This is a genomic window from Roseomonas sp. BN140053, from assembly GCF_047690175.1.
Classification (GTDB): Bacteria; Pseudomonadota; Alphaproteobacteria; order Acetobacterales; family Acetobacteraceae; genus Roseomonas.
Map to the genome: position 1 here is coordinate 162,112 of NZ_JBLLEB010000002.1, position 19,870 is coordinate 181,981.

The following is a 19,870-nucleotide window of genomic DNA, read 5'->3' on the forward strand; positions in this document are numbered from 1 at the left end:
GGCGGCGGCAAGGTGTTCCGGGCCCGGGGCATGGCGCCCGCGGGCCCGTCGGCGGCCTCGCGCGTCAGGCCGCGCTGGACTGCCCGTCCGACACGGCCGAGAGCCGTTCCATGGCGCGGCCCAGGCGGCTCAGCGTCACCGGGTCCTGCCGAAAGGCCAGTGCCAGCACGTGGTCGCGGGAATCCACCACGCGGGCGGACACCATCTCCGTGCTGCCGGGCAGCTCCACCATCACCTCCGCCCCGACATCGCAGGGCCAGTCGCAGGCCAGGGCCGCCCCGCCCAGGGACAGGTCCCGCAGGCTGCCCTGCGCCTCGCCATAGGTGGCGCAGCGCAGCCGCACAGGCAGGCCGCGCCCGGCGATGCGCTCGTAGCGGCGGCGCTCCTCGCTGTCCTGGCTGGCGCGCATCGCCTTCAGGAAGTGGTCCACCTCCTCGCGCAGCGCGCCGGACTGCCCGGCCACCTGGTCGGCGGCCCCCAGCACCGCCTGGCTGGCGGCGCCGGATTCCTCCGCCGTGACGGACACGGACCGCATGGCATGGGTGCCGTTGTCCGTGGCCTGCGCCACGTGCTGCACCTGCTGCGCGATCTCCTGCGTGGCGGCGCCCTGCTGTTCCACCGCTGCGGCGATGGCGCTGGCCACCTCGCTGACCTCGTCGATGGCGCGCGCCACGCCGCGCACCGCCTCCACCGCCTCGCCGGTGGCGGACTGGATGGCCGTCACCTGCGCGGCGATCCGGCTGGTGGCCTGCGCGGTCTGCGAGGCCAGTGCCTTGACCTCCCCCGCCACCACGGCGAAGCCCTTGCCGGCCTCGCCGGCGCGGGCCGCCTCGATGGTGGCGTTCAGTGCCAGCAGGTTGGTCTGCCCGGCGATGTCGGAGATCAGCCGCACCACCTCGCCGATCTGCCCGGCCGCGGCGCTCAGCCCCTGCACCGTGGCATCGGTGGCGCGCGCCCGGTCCACCGCTTCCCCGGCCGAGCGCGCCGCCTGCGCCACCTGCCGCGCGATCTCGCCCACGCTGGCCGTCAGCTCCTCCGTGGCCGCCGCCACGGTGGACAGGCTCTGCGAGGAGCCTTCGGCATCCGCCGCCGTGGCGGCCATGTCCTGCCGGGTGCGCTCCGCAGCTTCGGCCATGCGGGCCGCGGCGCCGCGCATCTCGCCGGCGGAACGGCCCAGCGTGGCCAGCACGCCCGACACGGTGGTGCCGAAATCCTGCGTCAGCCGCTCCGTGGCGACCTGCCGCCGGTCCTTGGCGGCGCGCTCCCCCTCCGCTTGGGCTTCCAGCGCCTTGGTGCGCCGCGCGCCCTCGCGCAGCACCTCGATCGCCCGGCCGATCTCGCCCAGCTGGTCGGTGCGGTCGGCACAGGGGGCGGGCTGGTCCAGCTTGCCCGCGGCGATGCTGCGCACCGAAGCCGCCAGCTCACCCAGCGGCCGCATGGTGGATTGCAGCGCGAACCAGCGCACCGCACCCACCAGCACGATCACCGCCAGCCCCGCCAGCAGGCTCTCGCGCACCAGTCGGCCCATCACCGCGTGCACCTCCGTCAGCGGCACGCCCACGAACAGGATGCCGGCATGGCGGCCGGCAGCGTCGCGGACCGGCTCGTAGATCGTCAGGTGCGGCACGCCCAGGATGTCGGCGGTGCCGCGATAAGTCTGGCCGCGGCCGATCACCGCGTCCCGCACGGGGCCGGCCGCCAGCTTGGTGCCGACCGCGCGGGACCCGTCGGGCTGCGTCACGTTGGTGGCCACGCGGGTGTCGCCGGCGAAGATGGTGGCGGCACCGCCAGCCACCCGGCGCACCCTGTCCACCAGCTCCGCGCGTCCGTTCAGCACCTGGTCGCCCAGGATCAGCCGGCCTTCCGCGTCCAGCCGCCACTCGTTGCCGTAGGGGCGCAGCAGCTCCTTCAGCTCAGCCATGTTGGTGTTCAGTGCGCGCTGCGCCGTGTCGGCCTGCGACTCTTCCACGATGTGCAGCGTCCAGGCCTGCACGGCCACCGCCGCCAGCACGACGGCCAGCAGCGATGCCGTGACGAGGCGCGGCACGATGCCGATACGTTGCAGGCGCCGACGCGCCGCCAGGAAAGGACTGGTCGCCACGAACATGATTCTCCGATGGAATGACCGATCCTGACCGGGAAACGTGAACCGCCGGTAAGCGCGACGCCGCACCGCCGCCCGCCCGCGCACCGGCCGGGTTGCCGCGGCGCCGCGCCCTCCGCATGCTGGGGGGCACGAACCTCGCCGAAGCCGCATGCGCATCGCCTTCCTGTTCAACGCACAGGACCACCAGGTCCTGCACGCCCTGCCCATGGCCTGCGAGCTGTCGCGCCTCTATCCCGGGCACGAGGTCGTCGTGCTCAACCGCGAAGCGGCGCAGCGCGGTCTGGCCGAACGCCTGGCCGGCTTCTATCCCGGCCACCGCCTGCGCTTCGAGGCGCTGCGCCCCGCCCCCCTGCCCGGCCGCTTCCGGCACAACAAGCTCGCCGTGCTGCTGCGCAACCGCGCCCGCCTCGCGGCCTGCGACGCGCTGGTGCTGCCGGAACGCACCAGCTTGGCGCTGCGATACCTCGGCGTGACGCGGCCGAAACTCATCCACAGCTTCCACGGTCCCAGCGGGCACGACCGCGCCGAGGACCCGCGGCTGCGCCGCTTCGACCTGCTGCTGGCCCCCAGCGCTCGCCGCCTGCGCCGCATCGCCGCGGCCGGCAATCTCCGCCCCGGCCACGCGGCGGTGGTGGGGTCGAGCAAGCTGGACCTCGTGCGCCGCATGGGGATGCAGCGGCCGCGGCTGTTCCCCAACGACCGCCCCACCGTGCTGTACAACCCGCATCACCGCGCGGCGACCTCCTCCTGGCCGGCGATGGGCCACGCGGTGCTGGACTTCTTCGCCGGGCGGCGCGACCGCAACCTGGTCTTTGCCCCGCACGTGCGGCTGTTCGACCCGCCGGCCGAACACCTCGACGCCTTCCGGGACTATGCCGGGCTGGACCACATCCGCATCGACCTCGGCAGCCAGAACAGCATCGACATGACCTACCTGCTCGGCGCCGACCTCTACCTCGGCGACATCAGCAGCCAGGTCTTCGAGTTCCTCCTCCAGCCGCGTCCCTGCCTGTTCCTCAACCCGCGGCAGCTGCCCTGGCGCGACGACCCGGATTTCACGTCCTGGCAGCTCGGCCCCGTGGTGGACACGATCGCCGCCATGGCCGAGCGGCTGGACACAGCGCCCCGCTGGCAGCCGGAATTCGAACCTGCCCAGCGCCGCGCCCTGGCCGAAACCTTCGAAGAACTGGACACGCCGGGCCTCCCGCCCGCCCCCGAACGCGCCGCCCACGCCATTGCGGAGTTCCTGGCCCAGGGATGGATCTCCCCCAGACCCGAGGTCCCCCTCGACCCCGGCCCCGGAACGCTGTAGCCGACGCCGCATGTGCGGCATCGCGGGCTGGTATCGCCGGGGCGGAACACCGGTTTCGGAAGCCGCCCTGGTGGCGGCCTGCGACGCCATCCGCCATCGCGGCCCCGACGACAGCGGCACCCTGGCCGAGGGCGATTTCGGCTTCGGCATGCGCCGCCTCAGCCTGCTCGACCTCGCCGGCGGCCACCAGCCGATGCTGTCCGCCGACGGCCGCTTCGCCATCGTGTTCAACGGCGAAGTCTACAACCACCTGGAGCTGCGCCCGGCCCTGGAAGCCGCGGGCTTCCGCTTCCGCACCCATTGCGACACGGAAACCGTGCTGGCCGCCTTCTGCCACTGGGGCGGGGACGCCTGGGCGCGGCTGGAAGGCATGTTCGCCGCTGCGGTCTGGGACCGGCGCGAGCGCCAGCTGACCCTGGCGCGCGACCCGCTGGGCATCAAGCCGCTGTTCATCACCGAGCAGCGCGGCGGCCTGGCCTTCGCCTCCGAGATCAAGGCCCTGCGCGCCCTGCCGGACCACCGCTTCACCGTGGACGAGCGCGCGGTGCACGACGCGCTCAGCGTCGGCCATGTCCGCCCGCCCCGCACCATCCTTTCCGAGATCCGCGTGCTGCCGCCGGGCCATTCCCTCGTGCTCGGCCCCGAACGCGAGGCGCGCGAAACCGCCTTCTGGCATTCCCGCCGCCGCCGCGTTCCCGCCCGCCGCGCCGCGGACTGGGTGGAGGAGTTCCGCGAGCTCTGGCTCGACACCGTGCGCCGGCACCTGCTGGCCGACGTGCCGCTGGGCGTCTTCCTGTCGGGCGGGGTGGATTCTTCCGCCGTGGCCGCCGCCATGGCGAAGCTTTCGGGCCGGCCGGTGCGCGCCTTCACCATCGGCTTTCCCGGCACGCCCGTGGACGAAACGGAACACGCCCGCCGCGTGGCGCAGCATCTGGGCCTGCAGCACGAAGTCCGCCCGCTGGAACTGCGCGACGCCGCCGACCTCCTCCCCGAACTCGTACGCTGCTTCGACGAGCCCTTCGCCGACCCGGCCGCGGTGCCGATGTGGCACCTGTCCGCCATGGCGGCGGGCGAGGTGAAGGCGGTGCTGGGCGGCGACGGTGGCGACGAGATCTTTGCCGGCTACCGCCGCCACCGCACGGAACAGCGCCTCGGCCGCTTCGCCGGCCTGGGACCGGCCATCCGCCCGCTCGGCCGCGCGATGGACGCGCTGCCCGCCCTGCCCTCCCGCCGCGCCGAGCGGTTGCGCGCGCAACTCGGGCGGCTGCGCGACGCGGCCCTGTTGCCCGATGGCTCCACCCGCTTCCTGTCGCGCACCCAGATCACCTCGGCCGCGCTGCGCGCCCGCTTCTACGAACCCGGCTTCCACGGCCGCCAGGACGGGCCGGGCGCGCTGCAGCAGCAATGGGCCGAACTGCTGCCCTCGCTCGACCGGCTGAACGACCTGGACCAGTTCCTGCACGTGGACCTGACGTTGCAGCTGCCCGGCCAGATGCTGACCAAGGTGGACCGCGCCAGCATGGCGCACTCGCTGGAAGTGCGCGTGCCCTTCCTGTCGCACCGGCTGGTGGACTGGGCCGGCACCGTGCCCACCGCCCTGAAGCTGCGCGGCGGCGAGGGCAAGCGCATCCTCCGCCGCGCGGTGGCGCCCTGGCTGCCGCCCGCCACGGCGAAGCGACGGAAGCAGGGCTTCAAGCTGCCCCTGGCCGCCTGGTTCGCGGGCGACTTCGGCGCGCATGCCCGCGCCATCTGGCACGACAGCGGCGCCGCCCGCGCCGGCTTCCTGCGCCCCGACGCGGCGGACACGCTGCTGCGCGAACACGCCTCCGGCGGGCGCGACCACGGCCGCCTGCTCTACACGCTGGCGGTGTTCGGCCATTGGTGGGAGCAGCAGGGGCGCGGCTGAGCCATACCCTTCATTCCCCGAACATGTAGCCCTGCACGAACAGGATGTGCTCGCGCATCAGCCGCCGCGCTTCCACCCGGTCGCGGTCGCGGATCGCCGCCACCAGCGCCCGGTGCTGCGCCTGCAAGGCCGCCCGCCGCGCCGGCGTCGCCCCGCGCGCCTTGAGCTGCCCCCAATCCGTCTGCAACCGCACCCGCGCCAGCGAACGCGACAACGTGATCGCCGCCTGGTTGTGCGTGGCCAGCGCCACCGCGTCATGCAGCGCCGCGTCCCAGTGCTCGAATGCCGCGAGGTCCCCTGCCGCTTCGGCGCCGCGCAGGCACTCCTCCAGCCGTTGCAGGTCCGCCTGGTTGGCCCGCGCCACCACCATCGGCAGCAGTTCCGGCTCGAAGATCAGCCGGCACTCCATCACCTCCGCCGGGCTGAGCGCCCCGGCCTCCGTCGGCGCGGGTTCGGCAGGGTCCTGCTCGGCCCGGAAGGTGCCGCGGCCGACATGGCGGCGGATCAGCCCTTGCGCTTCCAGCGCGTCCAGCGCGCGCCGCAGCGTGTTGCGCGCCACGCCGTAGTTCTCGCTCAGCGCCCGCTCGGTGGGCAACCGCTCGCCGGGTGCCCAGCGGCCGGAGCGCAGGGCGCGTTCCAGCGCCGCCCGCAGCGCTTCCGCCCCAGGCCGCGCCGCCTCAACCTCCACCACCCCGCCGCCCATGCCCCCGATGCCCCGAAACGCTTGACCGCCCCGACCAATACGCGGAGATTGGCACTGAATTGGTTCAGCGTTAAGCCCGATTGGTTCATTCGGGCACGGGGGAGACGGCTCGCATGAAGCTGGCGACGATCCAGGTGGACGGCACGCCCCGGGTGGTCCGGGTCACGCCCGACGGCACCGCCTACTGGCCCTTGTCCGACCTGCTGCGCGGCCTGCCCGAACAGGCCGACATGACCGCCGCCATCACGCTCCTGTCCTCCGGCACCGAAGCCGCGGAACCCCGCGGCGCCGGCACCCCGCTGAACCACGCCTCGCTGCTGGCGCCCTTGCCCGCGCCGCCGCACAACATCCTCTGCGTCGGCAAGAACTACTTCGCCCATGCACGGGAATTTGCCGGCAGCGGCTACGACAGCTCCTCCACCTCCGCCGCGGACGCGATCCCGCAGGCGCCGATCATCTTCACCAAGCCCTCCTCCGCCATTTCCGGCCCGGCCGACGACATCCCCCTGGTGCCCGGCCTGGACGCGGAGGTGGACTACGAGGCGGAACTGGCGGTGATCATCGGCAAGCCCGGCCGCGGCATCGCGCCGGAACGGGCCATGGAGCACGTCTTCGGCTACACCGTGGTCAACGACGTCACCGCCCGCGACCTGCAGGGCAAGCACAAGCAGTGGTTCCTGGGCAAGGGCATCGACGGTTTCTGCCCGATGGGTCCCTGGATTGTCACGGCGGATGAACTGGACGCGCGCGCCATGCGCGTCACCTGCCACGTCAACGGCGAGAAGCGGCAGGACGCCAGCACCGCCGACCTGATCTTCGACATCCCCACGCTGATCAGCACCATCTCGCTGAGCATGACGCTGCGCCCGGGCGACGTGATCGCCACCGGCACGCCGGAAGGCGTGGGCATCGGCTTCAAGCCGCCGCGCTTCCTGCGCGAGGGCGACGTGGTGGAATGCGCGATCTCCGGCATCGGCAGCATCCGCAACACCCTCCGCCGCGTCGCGCTCGGCTGAGCGCGGGAGCCGCCGCGATGCGACGCCGCGACCTCCTCGCCGGAACCGCGGCGCTGGCCGCCGCCCCGGCGCTGCCCGCCCTGGCGCAGGGCGCCGGGGACTGGCCCTCCCACGCCATCCAGATGGTGGTAGCCTTTCCGCCCGGCGGCCAGGCCGACGTCACCGCCCGCCCCGTGGCCGCGGCGCTGGAGCGCATCCTGCGCCAGCCCGTGCCGGTGGTGAACCAAGCCGGCGCCGGCGGGATCATCGGCACCGCCCGCGTCGCCCGCGCGCCCGCCGACGGCTACACGGCGCTGATGGCGCTCTCCTCCCTGGCCATGCTGCCGGAGAGCGAGCGCCTCCAGGGCCGCACCCCCGCCTACACGGTGGACCAGCTCGCCCCGGTGGCGCGCATCACCGCCGACCCCACCGTGCTGGTGGTGCCGGCCGCCTCGCCCTGGCGCAGCGTCGCGGAGTTGGTGGCGGACGCCAAGGCGCGCCCGGGCGCCATCACCTTCGGCTCCGCCGGCAACTACTCCACCCTGCACGTCGCCATGGCGATGTTCACGGGCGCGGCGGGCATCGACCTGCTGCACGTCCCCTTCCAGGGTGGCGGCCCGGCGCTGACGGCGATGCTGTCGGGCACGCTGGACACGCTGGCCTCCGGCCCCGGCCCGGCGCTGTCGCAGGTGCGCGACGGAAGGCTGCGCGCCCTGGCCTCCTGGGGCCGCGAGCGCACCCCCGGCTTCGAGGAGGTCCCCACCTTCCTGGAACTGGGCTTCGCCGAGGTCGAGTTCTACATCTGGACCGCCCTGCTGGTGCCCGCCGCCACCCCCGCCGCCATCAGGGAAAAGCTGCGCGCCGCCACCCGGCAGGCCTGCGACGACCCCGACCTGCAGCGCGCCCTGACGGCCGCCGGCAGCCCCGTCGCCTTTCAGGACGGCGAGGCGCTGGAGCGCTTCCTGCGCGACGACAGCGCCCGCTTGGTGCGCGCCGTGCAGCGCATCGGCAAGGTGGACTGAACCGCGGCGAAAAAAGAACGAGCACGCCGGTTCCCGGCCGCGCGCCGCGGGCCGGTCTTCTCGCCGGCCCGGAGGAAACCCGCGTGACCCACACCACCCGACGCAGCGCCCTGCTCGCCACCGCCGGCGCCCTGGCCATCCCGGCCCTGGCCCGCGCCCAGGCCGTCCCCTGGCCGACGCGCCCCGTGCGCATCATCGTGCCCTTCGGTGCCGGCGGCTCCGCCGACCTCGCCGCCCGCGTGGTGGGCGAGGCGCTGGGCCAGTCGCTCGGCCAGCCCTTCGTGGTCGAGAACCGCCCCGGCGGCGGCGCGGTGATCGGCACGGACGCCGCGGCCAAGGCACCGCCGGACGGCTACACGCTGCTGATGATGTCCAACACCCACACCGCCAACGAGACGCTGATCCGCAACCGCCCCTACGAGCTGATGCGCGACCTTTCGGCGGCGGCGGCGATCAACGTCGCGCACCACGTCATGGCCGTGCACCCCTCCGTGCCGGCCACCACGGTGGCGGAATACATCGCCCTGGTGAAGTCGCGGCCCGGCGCCATGGACTATGCCTCCTCCGGCCCCGGCACACCCTACCACATCGCCGGCGAGGTGTTCCGCGCCATGGCGGGCATCGAGATCCAGCACGTCCCCTTCCGCTCCTCCGGCGAGGCACGCACCGCCGTCATCTCCAACACCGTCCCGATGATGTTCGACGCCATCCCCACCATGCAGCCGCACATCGCCGCCGGCCGCGTCCGGGCGCTGGCCACCACCGGCCCGCAGCGCGACGCCCTGCTGCCCGACCTGCCCACCGTGGCCGAGGCCGCGCTGCCGGGCTACGAGGCCTCCATCTGGCTCGGCCTGATGGTGCCCGCCGGCACGCCGCGCCCGATCGTGGAGCGGCTGCACGGCGCGGTGAACACCTGGCTGGGGCAGCCCGCCACCCGCGCCACCATGGCGCAGCAGGGCGCCGCGCCGATGCCCATGGGCGTGGGGGAGTTCGACGCCTTTCTGCGCCGCGACGTGGCCACCCAGCGCGACTACATCCGCATGGCCCGCATCGAGGTGAACTGAGCACCGCGCGCATGCCGCACTTCACCCTCAACGGCCGCGGCGTCGCGCTGGACGACGCCGCGGAGCTGACGCTGCTCCAGGCCCTGCGCGGCCCGCTCGGCCTCAGCGGCCCGCGCTTCGGCTGCGGCGCGGAAAGCTGCGGCGCCTGCCACGTGCTGATCGACGGTGAATCCCGCCCGTCCTGCGCCCTGCCGCTGGAGGCCGTCGCCGGCAAGGCGGTGCGCACGGTGGAAGGCCTGGGCACGCCCGAACACCCGCACCCGCTGCAGACCGCCTTTCTGGCCGAACAGGCCGGGCAATGCGGCTACTGCCTGTCCGGCATCCTGGTCAGCGCCGCCGCCCTGCTGGAAACCACCCCCGCCCCCGACGAGGCCGCCGTGCGCGCGGCGCTGGAACCGCATCTCTGCCGCTGCGGCGCCCAGAACCGCATCCTGCGCGCCGTGCTGCGCGCCGCCCGCGAGCCGGCTGCGTGAGCGCGACGCCCCCGCGCCTGCCGGGCAGCCTGCACGCCAACCCGCGGCTGGACCGCTGGCTGCGCTTTTCCCGCGACGGCGAAGTCACCCTCACCCCCGGCAAGGTGGAGATCGGCCAGGGCATCCTGACCGCCCTCGCCCAGATCGCCGCGGAGGAGCTGGACGTGTCCCCCGCGCGCATCCGCCTCCGCCCCGCCTCCACCCCCAGCAGCCCGGACGAGGGCGTCACCTCCGGCAGCCTGAGCATCCAGGATTGCGGCACCGCCCTGCGCCACGCCTGCGCCGAAGCCCGCGCCATCCACCTCCAGGTGGCCGCCCAGCGCTCCGGCATCCCGCCCGAGGCGATCCGGGTGGAGGACGGCCTTTTCCTCGGCCCGCGCGGCGCCTTCGGCTCCTACTGGGAGCAGGCGGACGACCTGCTGCTGGCGGTGGACGCGACCGGCACGGTACCGCCCAAGCCGCCCGCCGCGCACCGCCTCGTCGGCCATTCCGCCCCGCGGCTGGACCTGCCGGACAAGGTCTTCGGGGCGCCCCGCTTCCTGCACGACCTGCGCCTGCCCGGAATGCTGCACGCCCGCACCGTGCGCCCGCCCGCCCGCGACGCCACCCTGCGCGACCTGCCCGACGCCCCGCTGCCCGGCGGCGCCACGCCCGTGCGCGACGGCAACTTCCTGGCCGTGGTCGCCGAGGACGAAGCCGGCGCCGAGGCCGCCGCTGCCCGCCTCGCCGCCCGCGCAGTCTGGGACATCCGCGACAGCCTGCCGGACGAGAACGCCCTGCCCGCCTGGCTCGACGAAACCCCCGCCGAGCACGCCGAAGTCGCCCGCCACGACGCCCCGCTGCCGGACGCCGCCCACACCGTGCGCGCCCGCTTCTTCCGTCCCTTCCTGGCGCACGCCAGCATCGCCCCGTCCTGCGCCGTGGCGCGCTGGGACGGCGACGCCGTGGAGATCTGGACCCACAGCCAGGGCCTCTACAACCTGCGCGCCGACCTCGCGCTGGTGCTGGACCTGCCGCCCGAGCGCATCACCCTGCACCACGCCGAGGGCGCCGGCTGCTACGGCCACAACGGCGCCGACGACGCGGCGCTGGACGCCGCCCTGGCCGCCCGCGCCCATCCCGGCCGCCCCGTGAAGCTGTGCTGGACCCGCGCGGAGGAACTGGCCTGGTCGCCGCATTCCCCCGCCGCCGCGGTGGCGGTGGAGGCCAGCCTCGACGCCTCCGGCACGCTGCGCCATTGGCGCATGAGCATCCGCTCCAACGGCCATTCCTCGCGCCCCGGCCGCGGCTCGGTGCCGACGCTGCTGGCCGCCGCCCACCTCGCCAAGCCCTTCACCATCCCGCCGGCGATGAACCCCTCCACCGCCACGGGCGGCGGCGCCCAGCGCAACGCCCGGCCGATCTACCGCATCCCCGCGCTGGACGTGGAGGTGCACCGGCTGCTGCAGATGCCGATCCGCTCCTCCGCCCTGCGCGGCCTCGGCGCGCTGGTGAACGTCTGGGCCATCGAGGCCGTGATGGACGAGCTCGCGGAACGCTGCGGCGCCGACCCGGTGGAGTTCCGCCTGCGCCACCTCGACGACCCGCGCGCCGCCGCGGTGCTGCGCGCCGCCGCTTCCATGTGCAGCTGGCCACGCCCATCCACCGCCGAGGGCTCCGGCACCGGCATCGCCGTGGCCCGCTACAAGGACACCGGTGCCTGGTGCGCCGTGGCCGCCGAGATCGAGGCCGCGGAAACCATCCGAGCCCGCCGCCTCTGGATCGCCGCCGATGTCGGGCAGGTCATCAACCCCGACGGCGTCGCGAACCAGATGGAAGGCGGCGCCGTGCAGGCCACCTCCATCGCGCTCAAGGAAGCCCTCCGCTTCGACCGCCGCACCGTCACCAGCGACAGCTGGGACAGCTACCCCATCCTGCGCTTCTCCGAAGTGCCGGCAGTGGAGGTCCGCCTTATCTCACGCCCCGAAGAAGCCCCGCGCGGCGCCGGCGAAGCCTCCATGGGGCCCACCATCGCCGCCCTCGCCGGCGCCATCCACGCCGCGCTGGGCATCCGCCCCCGCGCCATGCCCTTCACGCCCGACAACCTCGCTGCCGCCATGGAAGCCGCCCCGTGACCGAGACCATCACCTTGTCCCTGGCCTGTCACGCCTCCGACCGCACGCGGCCGATCCTGGACGGGCGCGTGCCGGTGCCCGGCGTCCGCTTCATCCCCCTGCCCGGCGAGCCGGAGGACATCTTTCGCCGCGCCCTGCGCGACCGCGCCTTCGAGGTGACGGAACTCTCCATGGGCAGCCACATCGTCACCACCGCCCGCGGCGACGCGCCCTATGTCGGCGTCCCCGTGTTCCCGTCCCGCGCCTTCCGCCATTCCGCCATCTTCGTCCGCACCGACCGCAACATCCGCACCGCCGCCGACCTGGCGGGCCGGCGCATCGGCCTGCCGGAATATCAGCAGACCGCGGCGCTCTGGGTGCGCGGCATCCTGCGCGACCAGTACGGCGTGGACACCGCCGGCATTTCCTGGCGCACCGGCGGGCTGGAAATCCCCGGCGGCTCCGAACGCGTGGCCCTCCAGCTCCCGCCGGAACTCAACGTCCAGCCGATCGCGCCCGACGCCACGCTGAACAACCTGCTCGCCGCCGGCGAGATCGACGCCATCATCGGCCCGCGCCCGCCCTCCTGCTTCCTGGCGCGCAGCGCCCCGGTGGACCGCCTTTACCCGGACTACCGGCGCGAGGAGGAAGCCTTCCACCGCGCCACCGGCTTCTTTCCGATCATGCACTGCCTGGCGGTGCGCAAGGACGTGGCGGCGGCGCATCCCTGGCTGCCGCTGGAACTGTTCCGCGCCTTCTCGCGCGCCAAAGTCATCGCGCTGGAGGAACTGGCGCTGAGCAACGTCCTGCGCGCCTCCCTTCCCTGGATCGCCAGCGAGTTCGAGGCGCAGAGCCGCATCATGGGCGGCGACCCCTGGCCCTACGGCTTCGGGCGCAACCGTGCCGAGATCGCCGCCATGATCCGCTACGCCGTCACCGACGGACTGGCCGCCGCGCCGATCGAGCCCGAAGCCCTGTTCCACCCCAGCACCCTGGACGCCCGCTGAGGCGCGCCGCGCCGGAACCCGCAACGCTCCGGGGGTGGCCCGACCCGCCCCCCACCCCCCAGCCCTGCCGCCGTAAGCACCCCGCGGCGCTGCCTTGGGCACGGGGGGCCACCCCGACCAAACGGTCGCCCAAGCGAATAGGTGGCATACCCACCATTGACCCGCGGCCCGCCTGGTGCATCTTGTGCCGCAACCGGGCAGCCCCGCCGGCACCGCCGAACAGGTCGGCCGAAGGGGTTTCAGCCACGGAACGCGATGGCCGATCGGCAGGCCTCGCCCAGGGAGCGGCACGGCATGAAGGCGGCACTCTTTTCCACGGTGAAGTACCACGGCCCCTCGGAAGGCCAGTCCTGGCCGGTGCCGGGCACCGTCTACTCGTCGGACGCGGCGGAAAGCTCCATGCAGAGCAGCCTCGACCAGTTCCGCATGGCCGATGAGCTGGGCTTCGACTGGGTCACGGTGGCCGAGCACCACTTCGCCCCCTTCTCCCTGACCCCCAACCCGATGGTGATGGCCGGCGCCCTGACCCAGGTGGTCAAGCGCGCCAAGATCGCGCTGCTCGGCGCCACCGTTCCGATCCTCAACCCCGTCCGCGTGGCGGAGGAATTCGCCATGCTGGACACCATGTCGGGCGGCCGCGTGGTGGCCGGCCTCTTGCGCGGCACCCCGAACGAGTACGTCACCTACAACATCAACCCCGCCGAGTCCCGCGCGCGGTTCGAGGAAGCGCTGCAGCTGATCCGCACCGCCTGGACGCAGACCGAGCCCTTCGGCTGGCAGGGCCGCTACTACGAGTACCGCTCCATCTCGCTCTGGCCCCGCCCGGTGCAGCAGCCGCACCCGCGCATCTACATGTCCGGCTCTTCCCCGGAATCCGGCGAGTTCGCCGCCCGCAACCGCGTCGGCCTCGGCTTCGCCGTCACCAACGTGCCGCTGGCCACCAAGGCCGCGAACCACTACCGCGAGCACGCCCGCCGCCACGGCTGGGAGCCGGAGCCGGAGGACGTGATCTACCGCATCGGCGTGCACGTCGCCGACACGGACGACCAGGCGCTGGAGGACTTCACCGCCGCCTCCAAGGCCGCCCCGGGCATGCGCCTGAGCACCGCCAACCGCTCGCTGGAAAGCGCCGTGGCCGGCACCGGCTACTACGGCAGCGACATGGCCGCGCAGCGCGAGCGCCTGATGCCGCATTCCTTGCAGGAGAAGATCGACCTGGGCCAGTTGCTGCTGGGCAGTCCCGACACCGTGGTCCGCCAGATCGAGGCCATCCACCGCCAGCTCGGCCCGGGCCTGCTGGACATGACCATCGCCCACCAGATGGGCGAGAAGACGCACCGCGCCATCGAGTTGCTGGGCGAGCGCGTCCTGCCGCGGATCCGCGCGCTGTGATGCCGCTGCAAGCCGCCGCCACGGCCGAAGGCGCGGTCCAGCTGCGCGGCACGGGCGAGGGCCCGCCGGTGCTGCTGCTCGGCGCTCCCGCGTCGGTCGCCCCCTTGGCCGCCGCGCTGGAACCCCGCTTCCGCGTGCTGCAAACCGACGCCGCCGAACCCGCCCCTGCCGACATCGCCGCGGCCCTGGCCGAAGCGGGCGCCGAGCGCCTGGGCATCGTCGCCGCCGGACGCGAGGCCGTGACTGCCCTGCGCCTGGCCCTGCAACTCGGCGAGGCGGTGGAGAGCCTCGTGCTGCTCTCGCCCGGCCTGCCCGGCGACACCGGCCTGGGCGAACAGCTCAACACCCTCGCGGCCCCCGTGCTGTGCCTCTTCGGCACGCGCGAGGAGAACGGCCCGCCGCTGCGCGCTTGGCGCCAGGCTGTGCCGGTCTGCCACGTCGTGCTGGTGTTCGACGCCACCGCCGCCATGGCGGCCGAGCGGCCGGAAGCCGTGGCCAGCGTGGCGGGCGATTTCCTGCGCCGCCGCGACCAGTTCATCGTCAGCGGCCAGCCCGCGCGGCTGCACCCGTGACGGGCACGGCCAACCAACCGGCCCGAACAGGACGCGGAGCGTGAGCATGTCCGAGCAGCAACCCGGCTTTCCCCTCGCGGCGGTGCCCGCGCTGGGGCACCGCTTCGACCCCGCTATCCTGGAAGCGACGCGCGCCCTTTACGCGCCGCTGCTGCCGCCGCCCGCGCCGGAGATCCGGGTGCAGGCGGACATCCCCTACGGCGAGGACACCCGGCAGAAGCTGGACCTCTACCTCCCGGCCTCACCCAACGGCGCCTCGCTGCTCTTCGTGCCCGGCGGCGGCTTCGTGGGCGGTGACAAGGACGCCGACGGCACCTTCTACGGCAATCTCGGCCGCTATTTCGCCGCGCATGGCTTCCTGACCGCGGCGATGAACTACCGCCTCGCCCCGGCGCATGGCTGGCCCGCCGGTTCGGAGGACGTGGCCGCCGCCCTCGCCTGGCTCCAGGGCAACGCCGCCGCGCAGGGCGCCAGCGCAAACCGCACCTTCCTGTTCGGGCAATCCGCCGGCGCCGCCCACTGCGCCGGCTTCCTGTTCGACAGCCGCTTCCACCCGCCCGGCGGCGCCGGCGTCACCGCCGCCGTGCTGATGAGCGGCCCCTACCGCGTCGGCGCCAGCTCCTCCCCCGGTGCCAAGGCCTATTACGGCACCGACGAGAGCACCTACCTCGCCCGCTCCCCCCTCACCCATGCCTCCAACAGCACCGTCCCGCTGCTGCTCAGCGTTGCGGAGTTCGACCCTGCCCCGCTGGCCGCGCCGAGCTTCGAGCTCGCCGCAGCGTTCACCCTGCGCGACGGCCGCAGCCCGCGCTTCGCCTGGTTCGCCGGGCACAACCACGTGTCCACGGTGATGAGCCTGGGCACGCCGCAGGACGATGTGGGCGCCACCATCCGCGGCTTCCTCGGCCGCTTCGGCTGACACGGCGCGGGAGGCCGCAGCCGCCCCTTGACCACCCCGGCGCTCCGCGCGGCACGTCCCAACGAGAACCCGCACCGTCCACCAAGGACGGCACCACCATGGAGGAAGCGATGCGATCGAGGCGAGGCGTCATCCGGGTCACCCTGGCCGCCCTGCTGGCGCTGCCCCTGCTCGCCCTGGGCACGCCCCCTGGCGCGCGGGCGCAGCAATCCGGCCTGCGCCCCGGCGGCGGCACCGTGCGCATCCTGCTGGGCAGCGCCCCCGGCTCCGCCGCCGACGCGGTGGCCCGCGCCATGGCGGAGTCCCTGGCCGGCGTGCTGGGCCAGCCCGTGGTGATGGAGAACGCCCCCGGCGGCGGCGGCGTGGTCGCGGCCTCTCGCGTCATGCAGTCGCGGCGGGACGGCACCACCATCCTGTCGGCCGTGTCCGGCTCGCTGATCGGCCCGATGCTGGACCGCTCACTGCCCTACGAGATCGGCCGCGACCTCATCCCCGTGTCGCAGGTCACCGCGGCGATGGCGGTGTTCGTGGTGCGCGCCTCGCTGCCCGCCCGCACGCTGGCCGAATACCTGGCGCAGGCCAAGGCGAGCGGCGAGCCGCAGAACTTCGGCAATTACGGCTACGGTTCCTCCTCGCACCTGCAAGGACTGCTGCTGGCGCGCAGCGCCGGCCTGGCCATGGACCCCGTGCCCTATAGCGGCACCACGCAGCTGATCCTGGACCTCACCAGCGGCCGGCTGTGCTGCGCCTTCATCGACGCCGGCTCGGCGCGCGAGTTCATCCGCAACGGCCAGCTCCGCCCCCTGGCCGTCACCGGCCCGCGCCGCGCGCCCAATCTGCCCGAGATTCCCACCTTCACCGAACTGAACATCGCCAATTTCGAGCCGCAGATCTGGCAGGGCATGTTCCTGCCCTCCGGCACGCCGGACGAGATCGTGACCGCGGTGGGCCGCGCCATGGCCGAGGCGATCACCCGTCCCGAAGCGTCGCGCGTGATCCGAGAGCTGGACTACGAATCCGTCGGCAGCTCGCCGGCGGAGTTCACCGCGATGATCGCGCATGACGCGCCGATCTGGCGCCGGATCATCGAGGAGACCGGCGTCCGCATCAAATGATGCCGCCCTCCGTCGGCGGATGGCAGGCAAGGTCGGGGGAGTGAACTCCCCCGAGCCCCCTCCTTCTTTCGGGAGTCTGCGGGTGCCTCCTGGGCACACGCAAACTCCCGAAAATAGAGGGGGGTCCGGGGGGCTACTTCCCCCCGGCTTCCTCTTCTCCCCCGGACCACAACGAAGGCCCGGGGCCGCGGGCGCACCTCAAGGCGCCGGCCGCACGTCCTGCAACCGCAGCAGCCCGTCCGCGCGCAGGGTGAAGCCCGCCACCTTGCGCGTGGTTCCCACGATGTTGCGCGGCGTCCAAAGGTAGATCAGCGGCGCATCCGCGTTCACCTGCTGCCACATCTGCGCGTAGAGCGCCCGCCGTGCCGCCACGTCGGGCGTGAGGCGGGCGCGGTCCAGCAGGTCGTCCACCGCGGCGTTGGAATACTGCGCCACGTTCAGCGCGCCGCCGGTGTGCAGGATCGTCCAGATGTTGCTGTCGGGGTCCAGCAGCCCGGACCAGCCGTTCAGCGTCACCGCGAAGTCGCCGCGCGTCACGGCGGCCAGCGCCGTGCCGAACTCCGCCGCCTGCACCTCCAGCGCGAAGCCGGCCTCCGCCGCCATGGCCTGCATCACCTCGCCGGCCTGCACGCCCTGCGGCGTGTTGTACACGGTCAGCGGCACCCGCAACGGCGGCGTGACCCCGGCCTCGCGCAGCAGCGCCCGGGCGCGCGCCACGTCGCGGGCCGGCACCGCGGCGCCCGGCGCGCGGAAAGGGCTGTCGGCGGGGATGGCCTGGGAGGTCGGCTCGTAGAGCCCGGCGAAGACCACCTGGCTCAGCGCCTGCCGGTCGATGCTCAGCTCCAGCGCCCGGCGCACGCGCGGGTCGCGGCCCAGCGGCGTGTCCGCCCGCGGATTGTTGCCCACGTTGATCGCCAGCGAGCCGTAGCCGAGGCTCGGCGTCGCCACCAGCGCCAGCCGGTTGTCACGCTGCACCGCCTCCGCATCCAGCGGCGCGATCTCCGTCATGTCCAGCGTGCCGGATTGCAGGTTGGCCAGCCGCACCGTGCTATTGGGAATGATGCTGTACAGCACGCGGTCGTAGTGGATGCGCCCCTTGTCCCAGTAGTCGGCGAAACGTTCCAGCGTGACGTGGTCCTGCGCCACGCGCTCGGTGAAGCGGAAGGGACCGGTGCAAACCGGGCGCAGGCCGAAATCCTTGCCCGCCGCCTCGGCCGCGCGCGGCGCCACCATCATGCCGGCGCGGTCCGTCAGCACCGCCACGAAGGGCGAGAAGGGCTGCTTCAGCACCACGCGCACGGCCAGCGGGTCCACCACCTCCACCCGCTCCATCGCGCCGATCTCGGACCGGCGATAGGAGCCCTGCAGGTTCTGGTGCCGCTCCAGCGTGTACTTCACCGCCGCGGCGTCGAAGGGCTCGCCATTGTGGAACTGCACGCCGGAACGCAGGCGGATCAGCAGGTGCGTGCCGTCCTCCCACTCGTAGCCGGTGGCCAGCACGGGGACGATGTTCAGCTGCGCGTCGAAATCGAACAGCTTGTCGCACAGCGCCGTCATCACGACCGTGCCGACATAGGTGCGCGACAGGGTGGGATCGAGCACATCCGGATCGTCGCGCATGCCGATCCGCAGCGTCTGCGCACCGGCGCTGCCGGCGGCGAACAGGCCGGCTAGCAGCGCCAGCGCGGCAAAGGGCCGGCGGCGCGCGGGCCGGGCCGGCAGGGTGGTACGGTGCGGCAAGGCGGTGATCCTTTCGCAGAGGTCAGGGAAGGCGGAGGGACGCCGGGCGCTCAGAACAGCAGCCCCTTGCGCAGCAGGCCGTGCACGCCCTTCTCGCCGTTCACCGTCTGGGTGACGTGGAAGTCCACGGCCAGGGAGCAGAACTGGTAGGCTTCCGCGCGCGACAGGTTGGTGCGCGCGCAGATGAAGCCGATCATCTCCCGCACCGCTTGGCGCATCGCCTGGTCGAGATCCTCGTCCAGGCCCATGGAGATGAAGTGCGTCGGCGTTTCCGCCCGCGGCATGCGCAGCACCGGGTCGCGCGCCCCACCGCCCTTGTGCAGCACCAGGGTGAAGGTGCCGTTCAGGCACATCTCCAGCGCGGTGACGCAGACCTCGCCATCGCCCTGCATGCCGTGCCCGTCACCGGCGGAGAACATCGCGCCCTCCACATGCACCGGCAGGAACAGGGTGGAACCGGCGGTCAGCTCCTTGTTGTCGAGGTTGCCGCCATGCGCCCGCGGCTCCTTGGTGGAGATGCGGCCCCAGCTCGGCGGCGGCGCCACGCCCATCACCCCGAAGAAGGGCGACATCGGCAGCTCCGTGCCCCAGGGCAGGGTCGCCACGCCCCGCTCGCGGTCCACGGCGATGCGGATCATCGCCGCTTCCTCGAAGTCGTGCGGCAGCGTGCCGGCCAGCGGCCGGAAGCCGTTGTAGCCCCAGTCGGCACCGGGCTCGACCGCCTCGATGCGGACTTCCAGCATGTCGCCCGGCGCGGCGCCGGCCACCGCCACAGGGCCGGTCAGGATATGCCCCACCCCCGGCAGGTCGGCGTCCAGCACGCGGCGCAGCGCCTCCGGCACGGTCATGCCGCTGCCCGGCGGCGGCAGCACGGCGGCGCGGCCGGACACGCACTCCAGCAACACGGTGTCGCCGGAATTCACGGTGGCCACGGCGGGGTATTCGGCGTCGAAAGTGCCGATGCGGACGGTTTCGGGCGTGGCGTCGATGCGGTGCAGGGCCATGCGGCGGCGTCTTCCTCAACTCTGCTCAGGGACGCGCCATTCCGGGCATCCCATGCGGCGTTCTTGCCGCGCGGCGGCGGCAGGCTGCGCCGGATCGCCACCCCTGTGCCCGACAGGAGGACGGCAGCCACGGCGCCACCGCCACGAGGTGCAGCAAGCCCCGTGCCGCTGGCACGGCAGACCCGGGTTCTCACGCGAAGTTAGGGGAAAGCCCCGGCGACTGCGGGCCGCAGACCTGCACGCCGGCGCCCCGCGCTTGTCGGAAGGCCGGCCTCACTCCTAGGCTTCGGCCCAGGCCCCGGCAGGTGGGCAGCAAACGGAGGAAACCATGTTCCCCGCTCGCACGGGCGTGGCGGCACCCTCGCCCGGCCGCAGCCGCCACCGCGGCGCAACTCTCCCCGCCCATTCAGGCCCCCCAGACCTGCTCCGAGCCGCCCGCCGGCCCG

16 protein-coding genes are annotated in these 19,870 nt (G+C 73.5%); 12 read left to right on the plus strand and 4 right to left on the minus strand.

Annotated elements, in window-relative coordinates; genetic code table 11:
• Window positions 1-64: 64 nt before the first annotated feature.
• Window positions 65-2,101: a methyl-accepting chemotaxis protein gene (locus ACLIBK_RS02925; RefSeq protein ID WP_415385720.1), complete on the minus strand. Its 2,037-nt coding sequence runs from the start codon at window positions 2,099-2,101 to the stop codon at window positions 65-67.
• Window positions 2,102-2,255: 154 nt separating this feature from the next.
• Here ACLIBK_RS02925 and ACLIBK_RS02930 point away from each other — a divergent pair, with 154 nt between their 5' ends.
• Entirely contained in the window at window positions 2,256-3,419 is a 1,164-nt protein-coding gene (locus tag ACLIBK_RS02930; RefSeq protein WP_415385721.1) for a sensor domain-containing protein, read from the plus strand.
• A 10-nt stretch (window positions 3,420-3,429) separates the two neighbouring features.
• Window positions 3,430-5,325 (plus strand): asparagine synthase (glutamine-hydrolyzing), encoded by a 1,896-nt coding sequence (gene asnB, locus ACLIBK_RS02935; RefSeq protein WP_415385722.1) that lies wholly within the window; start codon window positions 3,430-3,432, stop codon window positions 5,323-5,325.
• Between the two features lie 10 nt (window positions 5,326-5,335).
• Here asnB and ACLIBK_RS02940 read toward each other — a convergent pair whose 3' ends face one another.
• Window positions 5,336-6,028: a FadR/GntR family transcriptional regulator gene (locus ACLIBK_RS02940; RefSeq protein WP_415385723.1), complete on the minus strand. Its 693-nt coding sequence runs from the start codon at window positions 6,026-6,028 to the stop codon at window positions 5,336-5,338.
• A 113-nt stretch (window positions 6,029-6,141) separates the two neighbouring features.
• Between ACLIBK_RS02940 and ACLIBK_RS02945 the strand changes: the two genes are divergently transcribed.
• The 10 genes from ACLIBK_RS02945 (at window position 6,142) to ACLIBK_RS02990 (ending at window position 16,680) form a co-directional block, all read left to right on the plus strand.
• Window positions 6,142-7,044: a fumarylacetoacetate hydrolase family protein gene (locus ACLIBK_RS02945; protein ID WP_415385724.1), complete on the plus strand. Its 903-nt coding sequence runs from the start codon at window positions 6,142-6,144 to the stop codon at window positions 7,042-7,044.
• Window positions 7,045-7,061: 17 nt separating this feature from the next.
• A complete protein-coding gene (locus tag ACLIBK_RS02950) occupies window positions 7,062-8,045 on the plus strand; it encodes a tripartite tricarboxylate transporter substrate binding protein (RefSeq protein WP_415385725.1) in 984 nt (327 codons plus the stop codon).
• 83 nt (window positions 8,046-8,128) lie between these two features.
• Window positions 8,129-9,109, plus strand: coding sequence for a tripartite tricarboxylate transporter substrate binding protein (locus ACLIBK_RS02955; RefSeq protein WP_415385726.1), 981 nt, complete (start codon window positions 8,129-8,131; stop codon window positions 9,107-9,109).
• 11 nt (window positions 9,110-9,120) lie between these two features.
• Complete coding sequence (locus tag ACLIBK_RS02960; RefSeq protein WP_415385727.1) at window positions 9,121-9,582, plus strand: (2Fe-2S)-binding protein; 462 nt, start codon at window positions 9,121-9,123, stop codon at window positions 9,580-9,582.
• Window positions 9,579-11,696 (plus strand): molybdopterin cofactor-binding domain-containing protein, encoded by a 2,118-nt coding sequence (locus ACLIBK_RS02965; protein ID WP_415385728.1) that lies wholly within the window; start codon window positions 9,579-9,581, stop codon window positions 11,694-11,696. Before ACLIBK_RS02960 ends, ACLIBK_RS02965 begins: the two co-directional genes overlap by 4 nt.
• A complete protein-coding gene (locus ACLIBK_RS02970) occupies window positions 11,693-12,682 on the plus strand; it encodes an ABC transporter substrate-binding protein (protein ID WP_415385729.1) in 990 nt (329 codons plus the stop codon). The genes ACLIBK_RS02965 and ACLIBK_RS02970 overlap by 4 nt, the downstream gene beginning before the upstream one ends.
• Window positions 12,683-12,937: 255 nt before the next feature.
• Window positions 12,938-14,074 carry an LLM class flavin-dependent oxidoreductase gene (locus ACLIBK_RS02975; protein ID WP_415385730.1) on the plus strand — a complete coding sequence of 379 codons (1,137 nt, stop codon included), beginning with the start codon at window positions 12,938-12,940 and terminating at the stop codon, window positions 14,072-14,074.
• The gene (locus ACLIBK_RS02980; protein ID WP_415385731.1) at window positions 14,074-14,646 is read left to right on the plus strand and encodes an alpha/beta fold hydrolase; all 573 of its coding nucleotides are present in this window, start codon (window positions 14,074-14,076) and stop codon (window positions 14,644-14,646) included. Before ACLIBK_RS02975 ends, ACLIBK_RS02980 begins: the two co-directional genes overlap by 1 nt.
• A 46-nt stretch (window positions 14,647-14,692) precedes the next feature.
• Entirely contained in the window at window positions 14,693-15,565 is an 873-nt protein-coding gene (locus ACLIBK_RS02985; RefSeq protein WP_415385732.1) for an alpha/beta hydrolase, read from the plus strand.
• Between the two features lie 110 nt (window positions 15,566-15,675).
• On the plus strand, window positions 15,676-16,680 hold the full coding sequence (locus ACLIBK_RS02990; protein ID WP_415385733.1) for a Bug family tripartite tricarboxylate transporter substrate binding protein: 1,005 nt from the start codon (window positions 15,676-15,678) through the stop codon (window positions 16,678-16,680).
• 198 nt (window positions 16,681-16,878) lie between these two features.
• On the opposite strand, the gene ACLIBK_RS02995 is transcribed toward ACLIBK_RS02990, so the two are convergent.
• Complete coding sequence (locus ACLIBK_RS02995) at window positions 16,879-18,420, minus strand: ABC transporter substrate-binding protein (RefSeq protein WP_415385734.1); 1,542 nt, start codon at window positions 18,418-18,420, stop codon at window positions 16,879-16,881.
• Between the two features lie 50 nt (window positions 18,421-18,470).
• On the minus strand, window positions 18,471-19,424 hold the full coding sequence (locus tag ACLIBK_RS03000; protein ID WP_415385735.1) for an acetamidase/formamidase family protein: 954 nt from the start codon (window positions 19,422-19,424) through the stop codon (window positions 18,471-18,473).
• Window positions 19,425-19,870 lie beyond the last annotated feature (446 nt).

What these genes read in the sequence shown, in the direction of transcription:
- ACLIBK_RS02990 (WP_415385733.1), top strand. Translation starts at nt 15,676, where the DNA reads ATGCGATCGAGGCGAGGCGTCATCCGGGTCACCCTGGCCGCCCTGCTG.
- ACLIBK_RS02930 (WP_415385721.1), top strand. Translation starts at nt 2,256, where the DNA reads ATGCGCATCGCCTTCCTGTTCAACGCACAGGACCACCAGGTCCTGCAC.
- ACLIBK_RS02975 (WP_415385730.1), top strand. Translation starts at nt 12,938, where the DNA reads ATGGCCGATCGGCAGGCCTCGCCCAGGGAGCGGCACGGCATGAAGGCG.
- ACLIBK_RS02945 (WP_415385724.1), top strand. Translation starts at nt 6,142, where the DNA reads ATGAAGCTGGCGACGATCCAGGTGGACGGCACGCCCCGGGTGGTCCGG.
- asnB (WP_415385722.1), top strand. Translation starts at nt 3,430, where the DNA reads ATGTGCGGCATCGCGGGCTGGTATCGCCGGGGCGGAACACCGGTTTCG.
- ACLIBK_RS03000 (WP_415385735.1), bottom strand. Translation starts at nt 19,424, where the DNA reads ATGGCCCTGCACCGCATCGACGCCACGCCCGAAACCGTCCGCATCGGC.
- ACLIBK_RS02985 (WP_415385732.1), top strand. Translation starts at nt 14,693, where the DNA reads ATGTCCGAGCAGCAACCCGGCTTTCCCCTCGCGGCGGTGCCCGCGCTG.
- ACLIBK_RS02940 (WP_415385723.1), bottom strand. Translation starts at nt 6,028, where the DNA reads ATGGGCGGCGGGGTGGTGGAGGTTGAGGCGGCGCGGCCTGGGGCGGAA.
- ACLIBK_RS02960 (WP_415385727.1), top strand. Translation starts at nt 9,121, where the DNA reads ATGCCGCACTTCACCCTCAACGGCCGCGGCGTCGCGCTGGACGACGCC.
- ACLIBK_RS02950 (WP_415385725.1), top strand. Translation starts at nt 7,062, where the DNA reads ATGCGACGCCGCGACCTCCTCGCCGGAACCGCGGCGCTGGCCGCCGCC.
- ACLIBK_RS02980 (WP_415385731.1), top strand. Translation starts at nt 14,074, where the DNA reads ATGCCGCTGCAAGCCGCCGCCACGGCCGAAGGCGCGGTCCAGCTGCGC.